Annotated in this window: 14 protein-coding genes and 1 pseudogene; 2 read left to right on the top strand and 13 right to left on the bottom strand. The window is 60.5% G+C overall.

Annotated features, from left to right (window positions below; translation table 11 throughout):
* Positions 1-167 precede the first annotated feature (167 nt).
* Complete coding sequence (locus EV130_RS02670) at positions 168-1,115, top strand: complex I NDUFA9 subunit family protein (protein ID WP_132549199.1); 948 nt, start codon at positions 168-170, stop codon at positions 1,113-1,115.
* Positions 1,116-1,316: 201 nt separating this feature from the next.
* Here the strand turns inward: EV130_RS02670 and EV130_RS02665 are convergent, their stop codons facing one another.
* From EV130_RS02665 to EV130_RS02605, 13 genes and pseudogenes are all read right to left on the bottom strand, one after another.
* Positions 1,317-2,993: an ABC transporter permease gene (locus EV130_RS02665; protein ID WP_074065580.1), complete on the bottom strand. Its 1,677-nt coding sequence runs from the start codon at positions 2,991-2,993 to the stop codon at positions 1,317-1,319.
* Between the two features lie 41 nt (positions 2,994-3,034).
* Positions 3,035-4,060: an extracellular solute-binding protein gene (locus tag EV130_RS02660; protein WP_420493398.1), complete on the bottom strand. Its 1,026-nt coding sequence runs from the start codon at positions 4,058-4,060 to the stop codon at positions 3,035-3,037.
* A 116-nt stretch (positions 4,061-4,176) separates the two neighbouring features.
* Positions 4,177-5,241 (bottom strand): ABC transporter ATP-binding protein, encoded by a 1,065-nt coding sequence (locus tag EV130_RS02655; protein WP_132549202.1) that lies wholly within the window; start codon positions 5,239-5,241, stop codon positions 4,177-4,179.
* Positions 5,242-5,496: 255 nt separating this feature from the next.
* Positions 5,497-5,850, bottom strand: a pseudogene (locus tag EV130_RS33150) (hypothetical protein); the annotation flags it as partial.
* A 113-nt stretch (positions 5,851-5,963) separates the two neighbouring features.
* On the bottom strand, positions 5,964-6,311 hold the full coding sequence (locus EV130_RS02645) for a type II toxin-antitoxin system PemK/MazF family toxin (RefSeq protein ID WP_132549205.1): 348 nt from the start codon (positions 6,309-6,311) through the stop codon (positions 5,964-5,966).
* Positions 6,308-6,472 carry an antitoxin MazE family protein gene (locus EV130_RS33145; RefSeq protein WP_237358642.1) on the bottom strand — a complete coding sequence of 55 codons (165 nt, stop codon included), beginning with the start codon at positions 6,470-6,472 and terminating at the stop codon, positions 6,308-6,310. The genes EV130_RS02645 and EV130_RS33145 overlap by 4 nt, the downstream gene beginning before the upstream one ends.
* 203 nt (positions 6,473-6,675) lie before the next feature.
* A complete protein-coding gene (locus tag EV130_RS02635; RefSeq protein ID WP_132549208.1) occupies positions 6,676-8,172 on the bottom strand; it encodes an amidase in 1,497 nt (498 codons plus the stop codon).
* A 60-nt stretch (positions 8,173-8,232) separates the two neighbouring features.
* Positions 8,233-8,535 carry a TSUP family transporter gene (locus tag EV130_RS02630; protein ID WP_074063938.1) on the bottom strand — a complete coding sequence of 101 codons (303 nt, stop codon included), beginning with the start codon at positions 8,533-8,535 and terminating at the stop codon, positions 8,233-8,235.
* 3 nt (positions 8,536-8,538) lie between these two features.
* The gene (locus EV130_RS02625) at positions 8,539-9,921 is read right to left on the bottom strand and encodes a M20 family metallopeptidase (protein WP_132659164.1); all 1,383 of its coding nucleotides are present in this window, start codon (positions 9,919-9,921) and stop codon (positions 8,539-8,541) included.
* 9 nt (positions 9,922-9,930) lie between these two features.
* Positions 9,931-11,586 (bottom strand): dipeptide ABC transporter ATP-binding protein, encoded by a 1,656-nt coding sequence (locus tag EV130_RS02620; RefSeq protein WP_132659162.1) that lies wholly within the window; start codon positions 11,584-11,586, stop codon positions 9,931-9,933.
* Positions 11,586-12,488: an ABC transporter permease gene (locus tag EV130_RS02615; RefSeq protein ID WP_132659160.1), complete on the bottom strand. Its 903-nt coding sequence runs from the start codon at positions 12,486-12,488 to the stop codon at positions 11,586-11,588. Before EV130_RS02615 ends, EV130_RS02620 begins: the two co-directional genes overlap by 1 nt.
* Position 12,489: 1 nt before the next feature.
* Positions 12,490-13,407, bottom strand: a complete 918-nt coding sequence (locus tag EV130_RS02610) for an ABC transporter permease (protein ID WP_132659158.1) — start codon at positions 13,405-13,407, stop codon at positions 12,490-12,492.
* Positions 13,408-13,520: 113 nt separating this feature from the next.
* Complete coding sequence (locus EV130_RS02605; RefSeq protein ID WP_132549225.1) at positions 13,521-15,038, bottom strand: ABC transporter substrate-binding protein; 1,518 nt, start codon at positions 15,036-15,038, stop codon at positions 13,521-13,523.
* A 176-nt stretch (positions 15,039-15,214) separates the two neighbouring features.
* Between EV130_RS02605 and EV130_RS02600 the strand changes: the two genes are divergently transcribed.
* Positions 15,215-15,907: a GntR family transcriptional regulator gene (locus EV130_RS02600; protein WP_207900848.1), complete on the top strand. Its 693-nt coding sequence runs from the start codon at positions 15,215-15,217 to the stop codon at positions 15,905-15,907.
* Position 15,908: the final 1 nt, after the last annotated feature.

Genomic DNA, 15,908 nt, shown 5'->3' with positions numbered 1-15,908 from the left:
CGGCCGCGGCGGATCGGCTGTTACACCGCCGCGATGCTTCCGGTCTTCATCGGCGGCATCGCAATCATCTACGGGATCGGAGGTGAGGAAATTAGCTCGTCCACCGGCCCGGTGAATACCTTTCCAGCCTTCGGTCGAACGTTTCGCGCTCAAGATCGTTGGAGAGGATGGACGACATACCGAACCCATCATTGACCATTCGGCCAGGGGAGAAGCTCGCCGTCGTGTTCGGCGGCTCTGGCTTTCTCGGCCGAAGGATCGTGAAACGCCTTCTCCACCGCGGCATCGCAGTGCGCGCGGCATCTCGTCATCCGGATCGCGCGAGAGGCGAGCAGGATCACGGCGAATTCTTCACCGCCATCAAAGCCGACATCCTCGACCAAGATCAGGTCGCCGAAGCTGTTTCGGGCGCGAGCGCGATCGTCAACGCTGTTAGCCTCTATTCCGAGCATGGAGATCTGACGTTCGAACGGGTCCACGTTGAGGCCGCGTCCGGATTGGCGACAGCGGCGCGCGACGCTTCCGTAGAGAGCTATATCCAGATTTCCGGGATCGGTTCCGATCCAAGTTCGAGGTCCCGCTACATCAGGGTGCGCGGGGGCGGCGAGGAAGCCGTCACAGCTGCGTTTCCCGACGCGATCATCGTTCGCCCTGCAGTGATGACGGGAACCGACGACGCCTTTCTGACGATGATCGTGAGACTGGTTCGTGTCCTTCCTGTCTATCCGCTGTTCGGCAGCGGTGACACCCGTCTCCAGCCTGCATTCGTGGAGGACGTGGCGGAGGCCGTAGCGCGTCTTGCTTCGGGCACGGCCGAATACCGGGGCCGTATTTTCGAGTTCGGCGGTCCCCGCGTCTACACCTATCGAGATCTGGTTCGCGAAGTGTCCCGACTGCTCGGCATCCACACACGATTGGTGTCTGTCCCATTTCCGGCCTGGCGCGCGCTTGCGACATTCGCTGAGGTTGTCCCCGGCGCGCCGCTGACACGCAACCAGATTGAACTCATGGAGAGAGACAACGTAGCGGACACCGAGCAGCCGGGCTTCCACGAACTGGGGATGGAGCCTCGCGACATCGACGAGGTGGTGCGAGCGATCCGGGAAAAGTCGTGATGAGGAGATATGGCGAGGTGCGACCAGTGTGGCAAACTGCGACAAGTGATTTCAGGCGTATTGGGAGAGGAAACACACGTTAGACAGTTTCGAATGTTCCCGAAGGTCGCTCCGATCTGCCGGCATCGCGAAGTGCATATCATCGGGCACGGCGTCGGCAAATCGGGCTTACAACAACCGCTTGGCTTCACTGCTCCCCTTTCAGGATTTCCACCGCCCGATCCGGGCAAGAACGATAACCGGCAAGACGCCGACAAGAACGATGGCAAGTGCGGCGACCGATGCTTCCTCATAGGTTCCTCGCGCCGCCTCCCCATAGAGATGCGTCGCCAATGTCTCGAAATTGAGCGGCCTCAAGAGGAGTGTGGCCGGCAGTTCCTTCATGCAGTCGACAAACACAAGCAAGCCTGCGGCCACGAGCGTCGGTTTCGAAAGCGGCAGATGAATATGCTGGAATATCCCAGTCACGTTCTGGCCGAGGCTGCGCGCGGCGTGATCGAACGAGCGCGGAATTCGGCTGAAGCCAGCTTCGACCGAACCGACAGCAATTGCCAGGAAGCGCGCGACATAGGCATAGCCGAGCGCGGCCCCGGAGCCGATCAACAGCAGACCGGTTGACGCACCCAGCCATTCGAGCGCAATTCGATCGATCATCCGGTCGAGCGCCGCAACGGGCACCAATATACCGATTGCCAATACCGTCCCGGGCATCGCATAGCCGACCGTGGAAATTCGCTGCAACGCCGCCGTGATGCGACCGGGAAGCGAGCGCGCCGCGTAGGCGATGACCACGCCGAAGAGCAGGATGGCGAGGGTTGCTGTGGCCGACAGGATCACTGTGTTGAGCGTTTCCGAGAACAGCCGGGACGACAGCCCGGCGAAACGGAAGCGTTTCCACGCCTCAACGACAAGATAGCTCGCCGGGGCAACGAACCCGATGAAGACCGGCAGGAGACCGAGCGCAAATGCCGTCAGGCCGGTAGCGGTGCCGAGACGATGCGGCGTGAAGCTCCGCGATCTTTGCGCGCTCGACCAGTAGCGCTGGCGACGGCGTGCCCAACGCTCCATTGTGACGAGCGCGACCACCAATGTCAGCATCGCAAGTGCAATCTGCGCCGCACCCGGCAGGTCTGACCGCGTCACCCAGGTCGTGTAAATCGAAACAGTCAGCGTCTTTACGCCGAGAAATTCAGAGGCTCCGATGTCATTGAGTGCCTCCATCAATGCCAGGCTGACACCGACGGCGATCGCGGGCCGCGCCAACGGCAATGCGACCCGCCAAAAGACACGGCCCTTTCCGCTTCCGAGCGTGCGCGACACTTCGACCAGGTTGGCCGCCTGAGTGAGAAACATAGCCCGTGTCGTAAGGTAGACGTAAGGATAAAGCACGAAGCCCAGCAACACGATGCAGCCGGCCATCGAGCGGATATCGGGCAAACGGAAGTCACGGGGGCTCGCATAGCCAAAGGCCGCTCTGATCGCACCCTGAATCCAACCGATCGGATGGAGAAGATCGAGATAGGCGTAGGCGACAATATAGGTCGGCACCGCCAGCGGGAGAAGCAACGCCCATTCGAGCAGCCTGCGGCCGTGGAAATCATAGGCCGTGACGAGCCAGGCCGTCGAGGTGCCAAGAAGGGTCACCAGGACCCCGACGCCGACCAGCAGCATGCCTGTCTGCATCAATGCTTGCGGCAGGACATAGGCGAGAAGATGCGGCCAGAGCCCGCTCGATCCTTCAAGCGCCTGCCAGACAAGTGCAAGAACTGGAGTGGCGACCAGCGCAGCGATAAAGGCGGATGCAAGCAGCCATGGCCGCCCGGATCTGTACCGGGCAGCCTTCAGCTTGGAGGAAGAACGAAGATCGACGTGCGGCATCGGCAGCCACCGGGCGCGGCGCCGCCGGGCCTGGTCGTCCATCAGTTGTCGAAGCCGACCTTCTCGGCCAGCTCGCTTGCCTGCTTTCGATGCTTGACGATTTCCGTCATCTGCACGGGATCGACCTTGAGTTCACCAAACGAGGCGATGATTGGATCGATTGCTGCGCCGGCCTTGACCGGATACTCGTAGTTCGCCTCCGCATAGAGCTTCTGGGCCCCGTCCGAAACAAGGTATTCCAAGAGCTTCACGGCCTCATCCTTGTTCGGCGCATGCTTTGCGATGGCCGCGCCACTAATGTTGACCTGCGTGCCGCCGTCCTCGAAGGTCGGCAGGATGACTTTGATCGCGTTGCCCCAGGCGACCTGTTCCTCGCCTCCCTTGCCGGAGCGCATCAGGCCGACGTAGTAGGAATTGGCAATGCCAATGTCGCAAATCCCGCCGAGGATGTCCTTTGCCACATCGCGGTCGCCGCCGCCCGCCTTGCGTGCGAGATTGCCTTTGACGGCAGCAAGCCACGCTTCCGTCGCCTCGGCACCATGATGCGCGATGTAATCGGCGAAGAGAGCCGTGTTGTAGGGGTGCTGGCCGGAGCGGATGCAGATCTTGCCCTTCCATTTTGGATCAGCCAAGTTCTCGTAGTTGAAGCTGGCGAGATCGATGCCCTTGGCGGCGTAGAGCACGCGGGCGCGCATCGAGAGAGCAAACCAATTGTCGGCCGGGTCACGCAGGTTTTCCGGCACGGCGGCTTTCAGTGCATCCGACTTGACCGGCTGCGTCAGGCCCTTTTCGGCCAGGTCGGCGAGATTGCCAACATCGACCGTCATGAGGATGTCCGCAACAGAGCTTTCCCCTTCCGAGGCCACGCGCTCGGCAAGACCGTCCTTCAGGAAGACCGTATTGACCTTGACACCGCTCGAGGCGGTGAAGGCGTCAAGCAGTGGTTGGATCAGTCCGGGTTCGCGCGTCGTATAGATGTTCAGTTCGGCCGCCATGGCACCGGCGCCGTTGGCGAGAGCGAACACGCTGCCCAGCAGGGCAAGGCGCAATGCGGAAATGGTTTTCAAGATGCGGTCCTCCATCGAGTTGTTCTGTCTGGCCGGAGATTGGTGACAGCCAGCAAATTGCTCGAACATATATGATGGAGATAATCAAGTTTTTTTGTTGAAGGCAATCCTTTGGGTCACTCCGCGGCAAAGACCAAGACGCCTTTCGGATCGACGCTCAATGATATCCAATCGCCCGGCCGCACATCGACGCGGCCTGTTGTGCGCAAACGCAGGAGGTCAGGAATTCCTTCGACGCGGATCGACAGTTGCTCGATCTCGCCGAGGAAGGAACAACTCGTGACAAGGCCGGCGACTCCTTCGCCTCCTGACGAGACGAAGAGGGCCTGAGGACGAATACAGGCAAATGCCTTAGCGCCCTCCCGCGAATCGAGCCGGGCGGGAAAGGCTCCCAGCGCCGTTTCGATCCGGCCATTGCGGTATGTCCCTGTTATCCTGTTGCAGGGGCAGAGGAATTCGGCGGCGTAGAGCGACGTAGGGTGATCGTAGATATTGTAGCCGGTCCCGATCTGCACGATGCGGCCTTCCTTCATCAACACGACCCGGTCGCCCACCGAAAGCGCCTCCTCGGGGTCGTGCGTGACGAGGATCGCCGCGGTCCCCAGGGCCCTCAAGGTCCCAATGGTCTCCTCGCGCACCCGCTCCCGCAGGCCGCGGTCAAGATTTGAGAAGGGCTCGTCCATAAGGAGGATCACCGGTTTCGGGGCAAGGGCACGCGCAAGGGCCACGCGCTGCTGTTCGCCACCCGACAACGTGTGCGGATGACGGCCGGAAAGTGCCGAGATGCCGATGCGACTTATAACTTCGACTGCCCGGGCACGTGCCTCGTGCCGTGGCAGCTTTTTCAGTCCGAACGTCACATTCTCCTCGACCGTCAAATGCGGAAACAGGGCATAGTCCTGGAACATGAAGCCGATATTGCGGTCCTCGGGCTCGACGAAGCTGTTTGCTCCGGCGATCTCCGCACCGTTGAGCAGAATTTCACCGCTGTCTGCCTTGTCCACCCCGGCGATGATGCGCAGCAGCGAGGACTTGCCGCAACCGGACTGGCCGACGAGGCAGACGATTTCGCCAGGCGCGAGTGAAAACGAAACGTCGTCAAGCGCCTGCGTTTCGCCATATCGTCGGCTGACATGCGCAAGCACAAGCGTTCCACTGATCTCCTCGAGCGATCCATGCATTTGCGATCCTTCAGTCAGGGTGAGCATCAAGTCAATAACGTTCTGGTTCCATTCTGACAACAGCGACAGTTCCGGTCTCACTGCACCTCGGCATGCTCGACGAGGTGCTCGCATTTCGCCAGGCATGCTTGCGACATCCCTCGGCGCTCCTGAGACTCTCCGTTTCCCAGAAGACGCTCATCAGTCCATCGAGTTGAGGGCCACTTGATCGGCGCAACGACCTTGATGCCTTCGCAGTTGCGCTCGTCGAGCGGTTCAACGCCAGGACAATTGGTCTTTTCGGCAACCGCCCGCTCGGATCGAATACAGCTACCCTATGCGGCAAATTCTGGCCCCATTTCCAGAGGACAAGGTTCTGGTCTGAGCAATCCGCACCGGGCGCAAAACTGGGCACGAGAACACCGGCGACACCGTTTGCCTCGAGCCGATGTAAATTGAACAGGATTCCGGCCGACTACCGTTCGCAAGCGCGCTCGCCCAAGCGCAAGCCATCTCCTCAAACGTGACCGAAAACTCTTCCCTCCCCTGGTCCGTTGTCAGGTCCGCTATATCCTCGCAATCGACCTTATAGGAGCACAAGACAAACGGGTCGATACGGCGAGCGAAGCCCGCGCATCGTCGATATTGTTTCCCGGATGGAAAGACCATGTAAGAACGAGAGACAAGACAAGGAAAAGCAGGAATTTACAGGCTATCGCAGGTTATCGGGAAATCTTCACCCGCTACGTCTTCGTCCTCGGTGAATCTGCCAGACCGAGAAAGACAAGAACCGCCTGATTGAGCCGCACGATATCCTCGTCGTCCAGCCGACCGACCCTTGTTCCCACCTTGGATTGTTGAACAGTCGTGATCTTGTCCACCATCAACCGGCACGGCGAATGCAAACCATTGCGCTCGTTCGGCTTCACAGGCAGGCGGAACAGGGGCGCGTCGGTCTCATCCGTGGTGAAGGCGCAGATGATGATGGAATCCGTGGCGTCAAATGCCTCGTCGTGCACGACGACGACAGGGCGAGGCTTGCCCGCATAGCCCTTACCGCCAGAGACGCTCCAGATGTCGCCACGCCTCATGCGCCGTCGCCATCTTCGAAAGCGATGTCGGACACCGCGTCGATGAACGCCTGATCGCTCAGCGCATGATCACTCGTCGCCGCGGCAAGCGACTGCCGATGCGCTTCCGTTTTGAATGATGGTGCGCGGACATCCGGCACCCAGATCTGGATTGGGCGCAAGCCCTATGCCCGCAGACGCGCACGATGCTCACTTACCTTCACACGGGACGGCTTTGAATTTAAGCCGACGCTGATTGCGAGTCTTTCTATGAGCGGGGTCATCGGGCCGGACGCCGCCTCGCAGAGGGACGCCCCTTCACGTCGATCGACGCGCCCACGGGGCCCCAAGCCGAAGAACGGCGTAGACCACGCTTCACACAAATTCAGAAACCCATGAAGCCTTCGCTGTCGGCCAGTCTTGGAGCCGTCTTCAGCCTCTCCACGTTGACAGTCGGGACCCCAAAAACAGGCTCGCCCGCAAAGATTTCCTCGATCACGGCTGCCACCTGCAGAACGCCGGCGTCATCATGCCGGCGGCCAACGATCTGCAGCCCGAAGGGCATGCCGAGCGTGTCTCGCCCAACGGGGATAGTGACAGATGGATGGCCGGCCAGCGTTGAGGCATAGGCCATGGCCAGCCAGTGATAGTAATTCTTCGTCGGCTGACCGTCGATCTCTGTCGGATAAAGTTCGTGCCAGTCGCGCGGGCTGATGGTCACGGCCGGGCAAAGCACATAGTCATGGTCTTCGAAAAACCGCTGCCAGTCGCGATAGAACCGGCCCTGTTTCGCCAGCGCATCGGCAATATCGAGCGGACCATAGCTTAGCCCCTCCTCGACATTGGCGCGGACATTCGGGCCGATCTTGTCGGGATGGGCCTGCAACAGCGTGTGGTGCACACCGAGAAACATCACGCCGCGAAGGACGGAAAAGATGCGATCGGCATCGGTGCAATCGGGATGGGTCTCCTCGACCCTGCCAAGATGGGCGGACAACTGTGCCACCACCCGGCCAAAAGCGCTGCGGATCACCCTGGAGGTCGGCGCAAAGCCGAAATCTTCGGTGACGGCGATCCGCAGGGCGGCCAGATCCGGACGTCGACCCCGGCCGAAACGATCGAGCCGCCACGGCGTCTGCCCGTCGATTACCACCGTATAGGGGTCCAGCCGATCGGGTCGCGCCATGACCGACAGCATCAGGGCCACATCGGCGACGCTGCGCGCCATCGGTCCGCTGGTCGACAGATGCATCAGGGCCATGGCGCGCGTATCGCCAGGAACGACACCGGGCGATGGTCGGAACCCGACGACACCGCAAAAGGCTGCGGGGTTGCGCAGGCTGCCTCCGGTATCCGAACCCGTTGCCAAAGGTGACATACGGGCCGCCAAAAGGGCTGCCGACCCCCCCGACGAACCGGCCGCACTTTTCGTCGTATCGTGAGGATTGGCCGTGACGCCGTAGACGGCGTTGCGGGTATTGCCGCCGGCGCTCCACTCGGGATTGTTGGTCTTGCCGAGAGGAATGCCGCCGGCCAAGCGCATGGCGGCAACGATGGAATCGTCCTTGACCGCGATATTGTTGCGAAATATTTCCGAGCCGAAGGTGGTCGGCAGGCCTTGGACATCGATCATGTCCTTGACGCCGAAAGGCAGGCCATGCAGCGGACCGAGCGCCTCATGGCGCATCACGCTCTGTTCGGCCTGGCGCGCCTCGGCGAGAACCCGGTCGAAATCCTGCGCCACCAAGGCATTGACTGCGGGATTGATCTGCGTGACGCGCTCGATACAGGCCTCGGCCAATTCGACCGGCGACAGGCGGCGTTGCCCGATCAGCCGGCGGGCGTCCATCGCATCGAGATCGGCGGGATGGGTCTTGCTCATGGTCATTCCTTTTTTACGTCGAAAGCGCGCCGAGGCCCTTGATCAGCATGTTGAGGGCCATCAGTGAGATGAACAACGCGAAAACCGCTGGACGAGTAACGGGCTGGCCAGACTCCTGGACCCGTCGACTGCGCCGCGCCGATGATTCATCAGTTCTGAGCATGCTGAACTGAACATGATGGTGCCGCCGGATGTTGCAACACAGACCTGCATCGGACGGTCGCTCTCATAGCCGAGGAACTCGAAGACGTAATAGAGGGCCGGCGCCAGGACGACACCGCCGCCGATACCGAGCAGGCCGGCGATCAGGCCCCACACGGCGCCCGTCGCCGCCAGAAAGATGAAAAGCAGAACAAAATCCATCGATCAGGCAATTTGTTTGAGGCTTTTAGCATTCTCGGCGATATCGAGGAACAGCGCCGTCATCAGCTGCATGCCTTCGCGGGCAATCGGCGCCAGCGCATGCTCGTTGGGCCCATGCTGGCCGCATTCGGCATGGGAGTGCGGGATCCAGATCGTCGGTAGCCCGAGGATGTCGGTAAAGGCATCGTTGGGAAGAGAGCCGGCCAGATTGGGCAGCACATGCGGCCGTTTTCCCGCCGACCGCGTGAGCGAGTTTTCGACGAAGCGCACCCAGGGATGATCCGGCGAGAAGCGAGTGGCCCGGAAGGCCTCGCCGCGCGCGGGCCGAACCTCGACCATGGAAAAACCATGAGCATCGAGATGGCGTCGCAAGGCGGGGATGATCTCGTCCATGTCGGTGCCGACGACGAAGCGCAACTGGCAGGCGGCCCGCGCCGAACCCGAGATGGCGTTTTGCGGCGCATTGATATTGCCGGATGACATGGCGAGAACGGCAAAGGAGTTCCAGCCGAAGACCCGCTCGCTTGGCGTCAGATCGCTCTCGCCCCATTCGGCATCGTGACGGCGCGGCGGCAGATCACGCAGCGTGGCGCGGATATCCGGCGTCAGGCTGGTCGGCCGCCATTCAGGAACGAGGATCTGGCCACGGGCGTCGGTAATCGTCGCGATCGCCTGGGCCAGGATGATGGCGGGATCGGCCAGCAATCCGCCGAAATTGCCGGAATGGTGATCGCCGTCACGCAGATTGACCATGAGATTGATGGACAAGCCGCCCCGCGACCCCATGAACATGGTCGGCGTGTCGACCGCCAGACGCGGGCCGTCTGACGCGATCAGCACATCGGCCGCCAGCCGCTCCCGGTTGGCCGTGAAGAATTCGCGCAGCCCGAAGGAGCCCGTTTCCTCTGCCATTTCGAGAATGATCCTGGCATTGAAACCGAGCCGGCCAGTTTCACGGATCAGCAATTCCAGCGCCTTGATGTTGATCAGATGCTGGATCTTGTTGTCGGCCGTGCCCCGGCCATAGAGCTTGTCGCCTTCTCTGGTCAAGGTGAAGGGCTCAAGGCCCTCCCGCCAACGATGGGCCTCCCCGTTGCAGACATCGCCATGGCCATAGATTAGGACGGTCGGCAGGCTTTCGTCCTCGATGCGGCTGGCGATCAGCAGGGGAGCGCCGCCCTCGCGAGGATTCTCGAAAATCTCGACGGCAAATCCCATGGCAAACAGCAGTGGCTGCATATCCTCCTGCAGATAGGCATAGAGATCCTCCAGCCGCCCTTCCGACTGGCTGACAGAGCGGCGCGCCACAAGCGAGGCAAGATCCGCGATCAGCCCTCCACCGTCGACATAGTGGGCGGCGGCTTCGATCAGGTGTGTTCTGTCCATGGAATGCATTTACCTCGCTGCGTCGGCAGGGCCAAGCGCTGCCATATCTGGCGCTTCCCAGCCGCGGCCGGGCACGGCGGCGAGCAGTTGGCGCGTATAGGAATGTTGCGGATTGCCGAACACGTCGTCGACCGTGCCATATTCCACTACCTCGCCTTTTGACATGACGAGGATATGGTCGGAGATTTCGGCCGCTACCCGCAGATCGTGCGTGATGAAGATCACGGTCAGACCGACGGCCTTACGGATGTCATCGAGCAGTTTCAGCACGTCCTTCTGCACCGAAACGTCGAGCGCCGATACCGCTTCATCTGCGATCAGGATTTTCGGCTCGACCATCAGGGCGCGGGCAATGGAGATGCGCTGACGCTGGCCGCCTGAAAACTGCGCCGGATAGCGATCGAGTGCATCCTCCTCCAGCCGGACGATCTTCAGAAGCGCGCGCGCCTTTTCCATGGCCTGTTTGCGCGGCACGCCGAAGTTGACCGGCCCCTCGACCAGCAGGTCGCCAATCTTGCGGCGCGGGTTGAGGGATCCGTACGGATCCTGAAAGACGATCTGAATATGTTTTCTGAAATCACGCCGGCCGGCAGCCGTGGTCGTTTCCAACCTGGCATTGCCGATCCAGACCGAACCCTCGTCCGGCTCCACAAGCCCCATCAGGCAACGCACCAGCGTCGTTTTGCCGGAACCGGATTCCCCGACGATACCAAGCGTCTGGCCTTCCAGAACGGTAAAGTCCGTTGGCTTGACGGCATGCACCTTGCGGGCCGGCTTGAACATCGTCCGTGCGGTCGAATAGGTTTTTTCAATGCCGGCGACCCTGAGCGCGATCGGCGCAGACGTAGCAGGTTTGCCCTTGAGTCCCTGGCGTTTCGGCACGGCATCGATCAGCATGCGTGTATAGGGATGGCTCGGGCTGTTCAGCACCTGTCCGGCGGTGCCCTGTTCGACGACCACGCCTTTCTGCATCACCAATACACGATCGGCCAGTTCGGCCACCACGTCGAAATCATGGGTGACGAACAGGATGCCGGCCTTGCGGCTTTCCTTCAACGCCTTGAACATGTCGAGGATCTGCGCCTGCGTCGTCACATCGAGCGCTGTGGTCGGCTCGTCGGCAATCAACAGGCGCGGTTCCATGGCGAGCGCAATGGCGATGACGATGCGTTGGCGTTGGCCGCCCGACAGTTGATGCGGATAGGCATGATAGAGGCGTTCGGGGTCGGGAAGACGCACTTCCCTGAGAAGAGCCAAAGTGCGGGCCTGACGTTCGGCCCTGGATATCTGCATATGTGTCTCGAAGACCTCCTCGATCTGATTGCCGACCGTGTAGCACGGGTTCAGCGCGCTCATCGGCTCCTGAAAGATCATGCCCATGCGGCTGCCGCGCAGTTCGGCATGCTCGGCCTCGGAAAGCTTCAGCATGTCGCGGCCTTCAAAGAGGATTTCGCCTGCGGACGGCTTCAGGATTTTCGGCAAAAGCCCCATGGCGGCGAAGGACGTTATCGATTTTCCGGAGCCGGATTCCCCCACAATGCATAGGATTTCCTTCTCGTGGATGTCGAGCGACAGGTTGCTTACGGCATGCGTCCGATCGCCGCCCTTCGGCAGATCGATGGTCAGGTTGCGGATCGACAGGACGGGGGTGGCAGTGTGGGTCATCAGTTTCTGCCCTCCGGCGCGGTCACGTCGCGAATGCCGTCGCCCAGCATGTTGATGGAAAGGACCAGGATGAACAAAGCGATTCCGGGAATGGTGATCAGCCAGCTCTCGAACAGCAGCATTTCCTTGCCTTCGGAAATCATCAATCCCCAGGATGGGGTTGGCGGCTGAACGCCGAGCCCGAGGAAGGACAACGCCGCTTCCAGGATGATGGCGTGGGCCATTTCGAGCGTTACGATGACGATCAGTTGATTCATGACATTCGGCAGAACGTCCTTGAATAGGATGCGCGGCAGGCTGGCGCCCAGCACTTCGGCTGCTGCGATATAGTCCATCTGCCGTACCTGCATTGTGGCGCTGCGCAGCACCACCGCAAAACGGTCCCAGAGCAACAAGCCGAGCACCGAAACGACGACGGTCAACGATCCGCCGAACAGCGCCACCACCGCCAGCGCCACCAACGTTGCCGGCAAAGCCAGCCGTACCGAGACGATGAACATCACAACCGCATCGACCTTGCCGCCGAAATAGCCGCCAAGAACACCGAGCGTCGTGCCGATCACGGCGGAGATCAGAGCCGCTGTAAAGCCGATCAGCAGGGAGACACGAGCGCCGTAGATCAGCCGTGACAGGTAGTCCCGACCCAGCGCATCGGTGCCCAACAGGTGTTTCCAGTCTCCGCCCAGAAAGACCGGTGGAGCGAGCCTCGCCAAAAGATCCTGCCTGTAGGGATCGTAGGGAGCAATCAGCGGCGCGAAAAGCGCTGTAAGGCCAACAAACAGCAGGATCAGGAAGCCGATCATGAAACCGCGATGTTTCATGGTCTTGCGGGCCAACTGACGGGAGGGGGCCGGCGATGCCGCTGGAAGATCGAAGCTGACGGTTTGGGATGTGTTGCTCATATCAGGCAGTCCTCAGACGGGGATCGAGCCATGCGTTCAAGACATCGGCCAGGAAAGTGAAGGCGATGTAGAACATCGCGAAGATCAGGATGAGCGCCTGCATGGTAGGCAGATCATTGCGGGAGATCGATTCCCAGGCGAGGTAGCCGGCTCCATGCAGCGCGAAGATGGTTTCCACCACGACCGATCCGCCGAACATGAAGCCGAGCTGCACGGCCGCCAGGCTGACGACCGGAATGATGGCATTGCGCAGGGCATGTTTAAACAGAACCCGCCGAGGCTTGATGCCCTTGGCCCTTGCTGTGCGGATGTAGTCGGCCGATAGCACTTCCAGCATGCCGGCGCGTGTGAGCCGCATGATGGCAGGCGTCGCGTAGTAGCCGAGCACGATCATCGGCAGGATGTAGCCGGTCCATTGCCGCGTTCCCGAAGCCGGCACCCAGCCGAGATTGACAGAGAAGACAACGATCAGGACAAGGCCGAACCAGAAGCTTGGAATCGCCTGTCCGACGACGGCAATGCCGAGTGCCAGCCGGTCGACCAGCGTATTGGGAAAGGCTGCCGCGAGAACGCCCATGGGAATGGCCAGTAGCAGGGCGAAGCTCATGCCGAGGAAACCGATGGTCATGGTGACCGGCAGCCGTTCGGCGATCATGCCAGAGACGGGGGTCTTGAAATAAAAGCTCATGCCGAAATCGCCGGAGAGCGCGCGTATCAACCAGTCGAAATATTGAACGAGCAACGGTCGATCGAAACCGTATTGGCTACGAACCGCGGCTATCACCTTTCCGGACGCTCCTTCGCCGGCAATGGCAATCGCCGGATCGCCGGCCATGAACAGAAGTATGAAACTGATGAAGGACACCGTCAGCGCGACCAGCGCCGCCATGCCAATCTTGGTCAGGACAAATTTCAACATCTGATACCCTCAAGCAGGCGGTCTCGCGGCTACGCGATCTCGACATTCCTCTAAACGGGAAGCTCAAATCCGGGCCGGGCCGCCAACGGCGGTCCGTCCTGGCTATGCAGATGTCACTTCCAGCCGATCTCGTAGAAACGGACCAGTTCGTCCGGGGTCGGCGTGAAAGAAATGTCCCCGCTCATGACGTAGTTGGTGGAATAGTTCCACAATGGCACCCAATAGGCCTTGTCGGCGATCACCGAGAGCGCCTGGGCGTAGAGCGTCCTGCGTTCGGCCGAATCGATGGAGGAATCGGCCTTTTCCAGAAGATCGGACAGGCTCTTGTCGCGTGCATCATCTTCGCCGCCCATGGTGAAGAATTCGCTGGTGATGGCCGAGACGTCTGCAATCGAGTTGGAGCCCCAGGTCATAAAGGAGATTGGCGCACCGTCCTTGATGCGCTTTTCGCGTAGTGCTGCATATTGCATGTAGTTAAGGTTGGCCTTGATGCCGATTTCGGCCAACATGCCGATCATCGCTTCGGCCAACGGCCGGTCACGATAGGCATAGAACTCGATCTCGAAACCGTCGGGATATCCGGCTTCCGTCAGCAGCGCCTTGGCCTTTGCGGGATCGTAGGCATAGGTCGTGATGGCAGTATCGCAACCAAACTGGCTGGGCGAGCAGGCGCTGTCGATCACTTCCGTCGTGCCCTTCATCAGCGCCTCGACGATCCCATCGCGGTTGATCGCATGATAGATCGCCTGGCGAACCTTGACATTCGTCATCGGGTTCTTGTCGCCGGAGCGTCCGGCCGCATCGAGCGACAGATAGCCGACGCGCATGGTCGGGGCATTGATCACCTGAAAGCTGTCCCGTCCGGTCATCTTGTCGGCCTGGTCGGACGGAACCTGCCAAACGAGATCGATCGTGCCGTTGAAAAGCTCCGCCATCTGCGTGTTGATGTCCGGGATGGTGCGAATATCAATGGTGCCGACCTTGGCTTTCGGCTTGGCAGCGGCAAAATAATCCTCGTTGCGCTTCAGCACGAAGTGTTTGCCCGGCTCGACGGTCTCGAACTTGTACGGGCCGGTGCCGACCGGCTTGGTGGCGACACCGGCAGGGCCGACGGCCTTGTAATATTCATCGGGATGGATGATGACCGGGCCGGCCAGGTATTCGAGCGCTGCGGGAAATGGCCCGTTGGTGATGATGCGCACCTTGAACTGATCGATCTTTTCGGCCCGCTTGATCCACCCCGTCGCCACCTTGTTCTTTGCGCCGTTTTTCGGATCGACGGTGAAGTTCAGCGTATAAACGACGTCATCGGCATCGAAGGCCTCGCCATTGTGGAACTTGACGCCTTCGCGCAGGGTCAGGTCGAGCGTGGTGGAATCCACCCAGGTCCAACTGGTTGCCAGATTGCCGACATACTCTCCGGTTGCCGGGTCGCGATAGAGAAGGCCGTCCCAGGCAGCATTTCCGAGCAGGATGCCCTCACGCGCGGTGTTGAAATAGGGATCCACATGCTCAAGTTCCTTCGCAAACGCGATGGAGACCGTGTCGTCAGACTTGCCAGCCCAGGCGTTGGTGGCAAACAGGAATGCGGGCAGAAGAGCGGCCGCAGCCGCCGTCTTTGTCAGTTTCATTCTCGTTCCCTTTATTTGTGCCTATTTTATAGGCTTCTGTGGTTGGTGTCTTTATAGTAATCGATTTCTTCTTTTTGTATACAATTTATTTGTATTGCGTACATAATTTGGCGATTGCATACGGCGGCTTGCCAAATCCTGCAGATCGCACCACAATGCGCGTGGAGAACACCGATATGAATTTGCCCGCATCAAGGACGCCAACGGCCGACCTCCTCTACGAGCGTATCGAGACAATGATTGCCGAAGGACAGGTCAAGGATGGCGAGCGCCTCGATGAAATGCGCCTTGCCCGGGATTTCGGCGTTTCGCGCACCCCTTTGCGCGAGGCGTTGCGTCTTCTTTCGGCGACTGGCCTTGTCGAGCTTGTTCCCAATCGTGGTGCTTTCGTGCGCCAGCCCAACTTCACCCGCCTCGTGGAAATGTTTGAAGTGATGGCCGAGGTGGAAGCCTGGTGCGCGCGGCTGGCGGCCAGTCGCATTACCAAGGCACAGCTGCTGCTTCTGCGCCAAGCCGCCTCTGCCTGCGAAGCCGCCCTTCAGGCACAGGATTACAAGCGCTACTATGTCGAAAACGCCGCGTTTCACACGATGATCTACGAGGCGTCCGGCAACGGCTTCCTGGCCGAAGAGGCCGTTAATCTGCACAGACGCCTTAAGCCCTTCCGGCAGGCGCAACTCGCCTTCGGCGACCGCCTGTCGCAGTCGATGAGCGAGCACCGCGAAATCCTGCTGGCGCTCGAAGCGGGCGATGCGCGGCGCGCCGACGCCGTGATGCGCGACCATATACGTGTCCAGGGCAGTATCTACGAAGAATACCGCCAATCCATGAACGGAGCGCGCGACGGCGCCGGACGTCAGGCCTCTTGAG

Source organism: Rhizobium azibense, from assembly GCF_004342325.1.
In the GTDB taxonomy this organism is placed as follows: Bacteria; Pseudomonadota; Alphaproteobacteria; order Rhizobiales; family Rhizobiaceae; genus Rhizobium; species Rhizobium etli_B.
The sequence above is the reverse complement of the archived record's forward strand: the minus strand, read 5'-3'. Positions and strand labels throughout refer to the sequence as shown.

Bases quoted from the DNA above. Each gene is read 5' to 3' on its own strand.
- EV130_RS02670 (WP_132549199.1), top strand. From the start codon at position 168: ATGGACGACATACCGAACCCATCATTGACCATTCGGCCAGGGGAGAAG.
- EV130_RS02665 (WP_074065580.1), bottom strand. From the start codon at position 2,993: ATGCCGCACGTCGATCTTCGTTCTTCCTCCAAGCTGAAGGCTGCCCGG.
- EV130_RS02655 (WP_132549202.1), bottom strand. From the start codon at position 5,241: ATGCATGGATCGCTCGAGGAGATCAGTGGAACGCTTGTGCTTGCGCAT.
- EV130_RS02645 (WP_132549205.1), bottom strand. From the start codon at position 6,311: ATGAGGCGTGGCGACATCTGGAGCGTCTCTGGCGGTAAGGGCTATGCG.
- EV130_RS02635 (WP_132549208.1), bottom strand. From the start codon at position 8,172: ATGAGCAAGACCCATCCCGCCGATCTCGATGCGATGGACGCCCGCCGG.
- EV130_RS02630 (WP_074063938.1), bottom strand. From the start codon at position 8,535: ATGGATTTTGTTCTGCTTTTCATCTTTCTGGCGGCGACGGGCGCCGTG.
- EV130_RS02625 (WP_132659164.1), bottom strand. From the start codon at position 9,921: ATGGACAGAACACACCTGATCGAAGCCGCCGCCCACTATGTCGACGGT.
- EV130_RS02620 (WP_132659162.1), bottom strand. From the start codon at position 11,586: ATGACCCACACTGCCACCCCCGTCCTGTCGATCCGCAACCTGACCATC.
- EV130_RS02615 (WP_132659160.1), bottom strand. From the start codon at position 12,488: ATGAGCAACACATCCCAAACCGTCAGCTTCGATCTTCCAGCGGCATCG.
- EV130_RS02610 (WP_132659158.1), bottom strand. From the start codon at position 13,407: ATGTTGAAATTTGTCCTGACCAAGATTGGCATGGCGGCGCTGGTCGCG.
- EV130_RS02605 (WP_132549225.1), bottom strand. From the start codon at position 15,038: ATGAAACTGACAAAGACGGCGGCTGCGGCCGCTCTTCTGCCCGCATTC.
- EV130_RS02600 (WP_207900848.1), top strand. From the start codon at position 15,215: ATGAATTTGCCCGCATCAAGGACGCCAACGGCCGACCTCCTCTACGAG.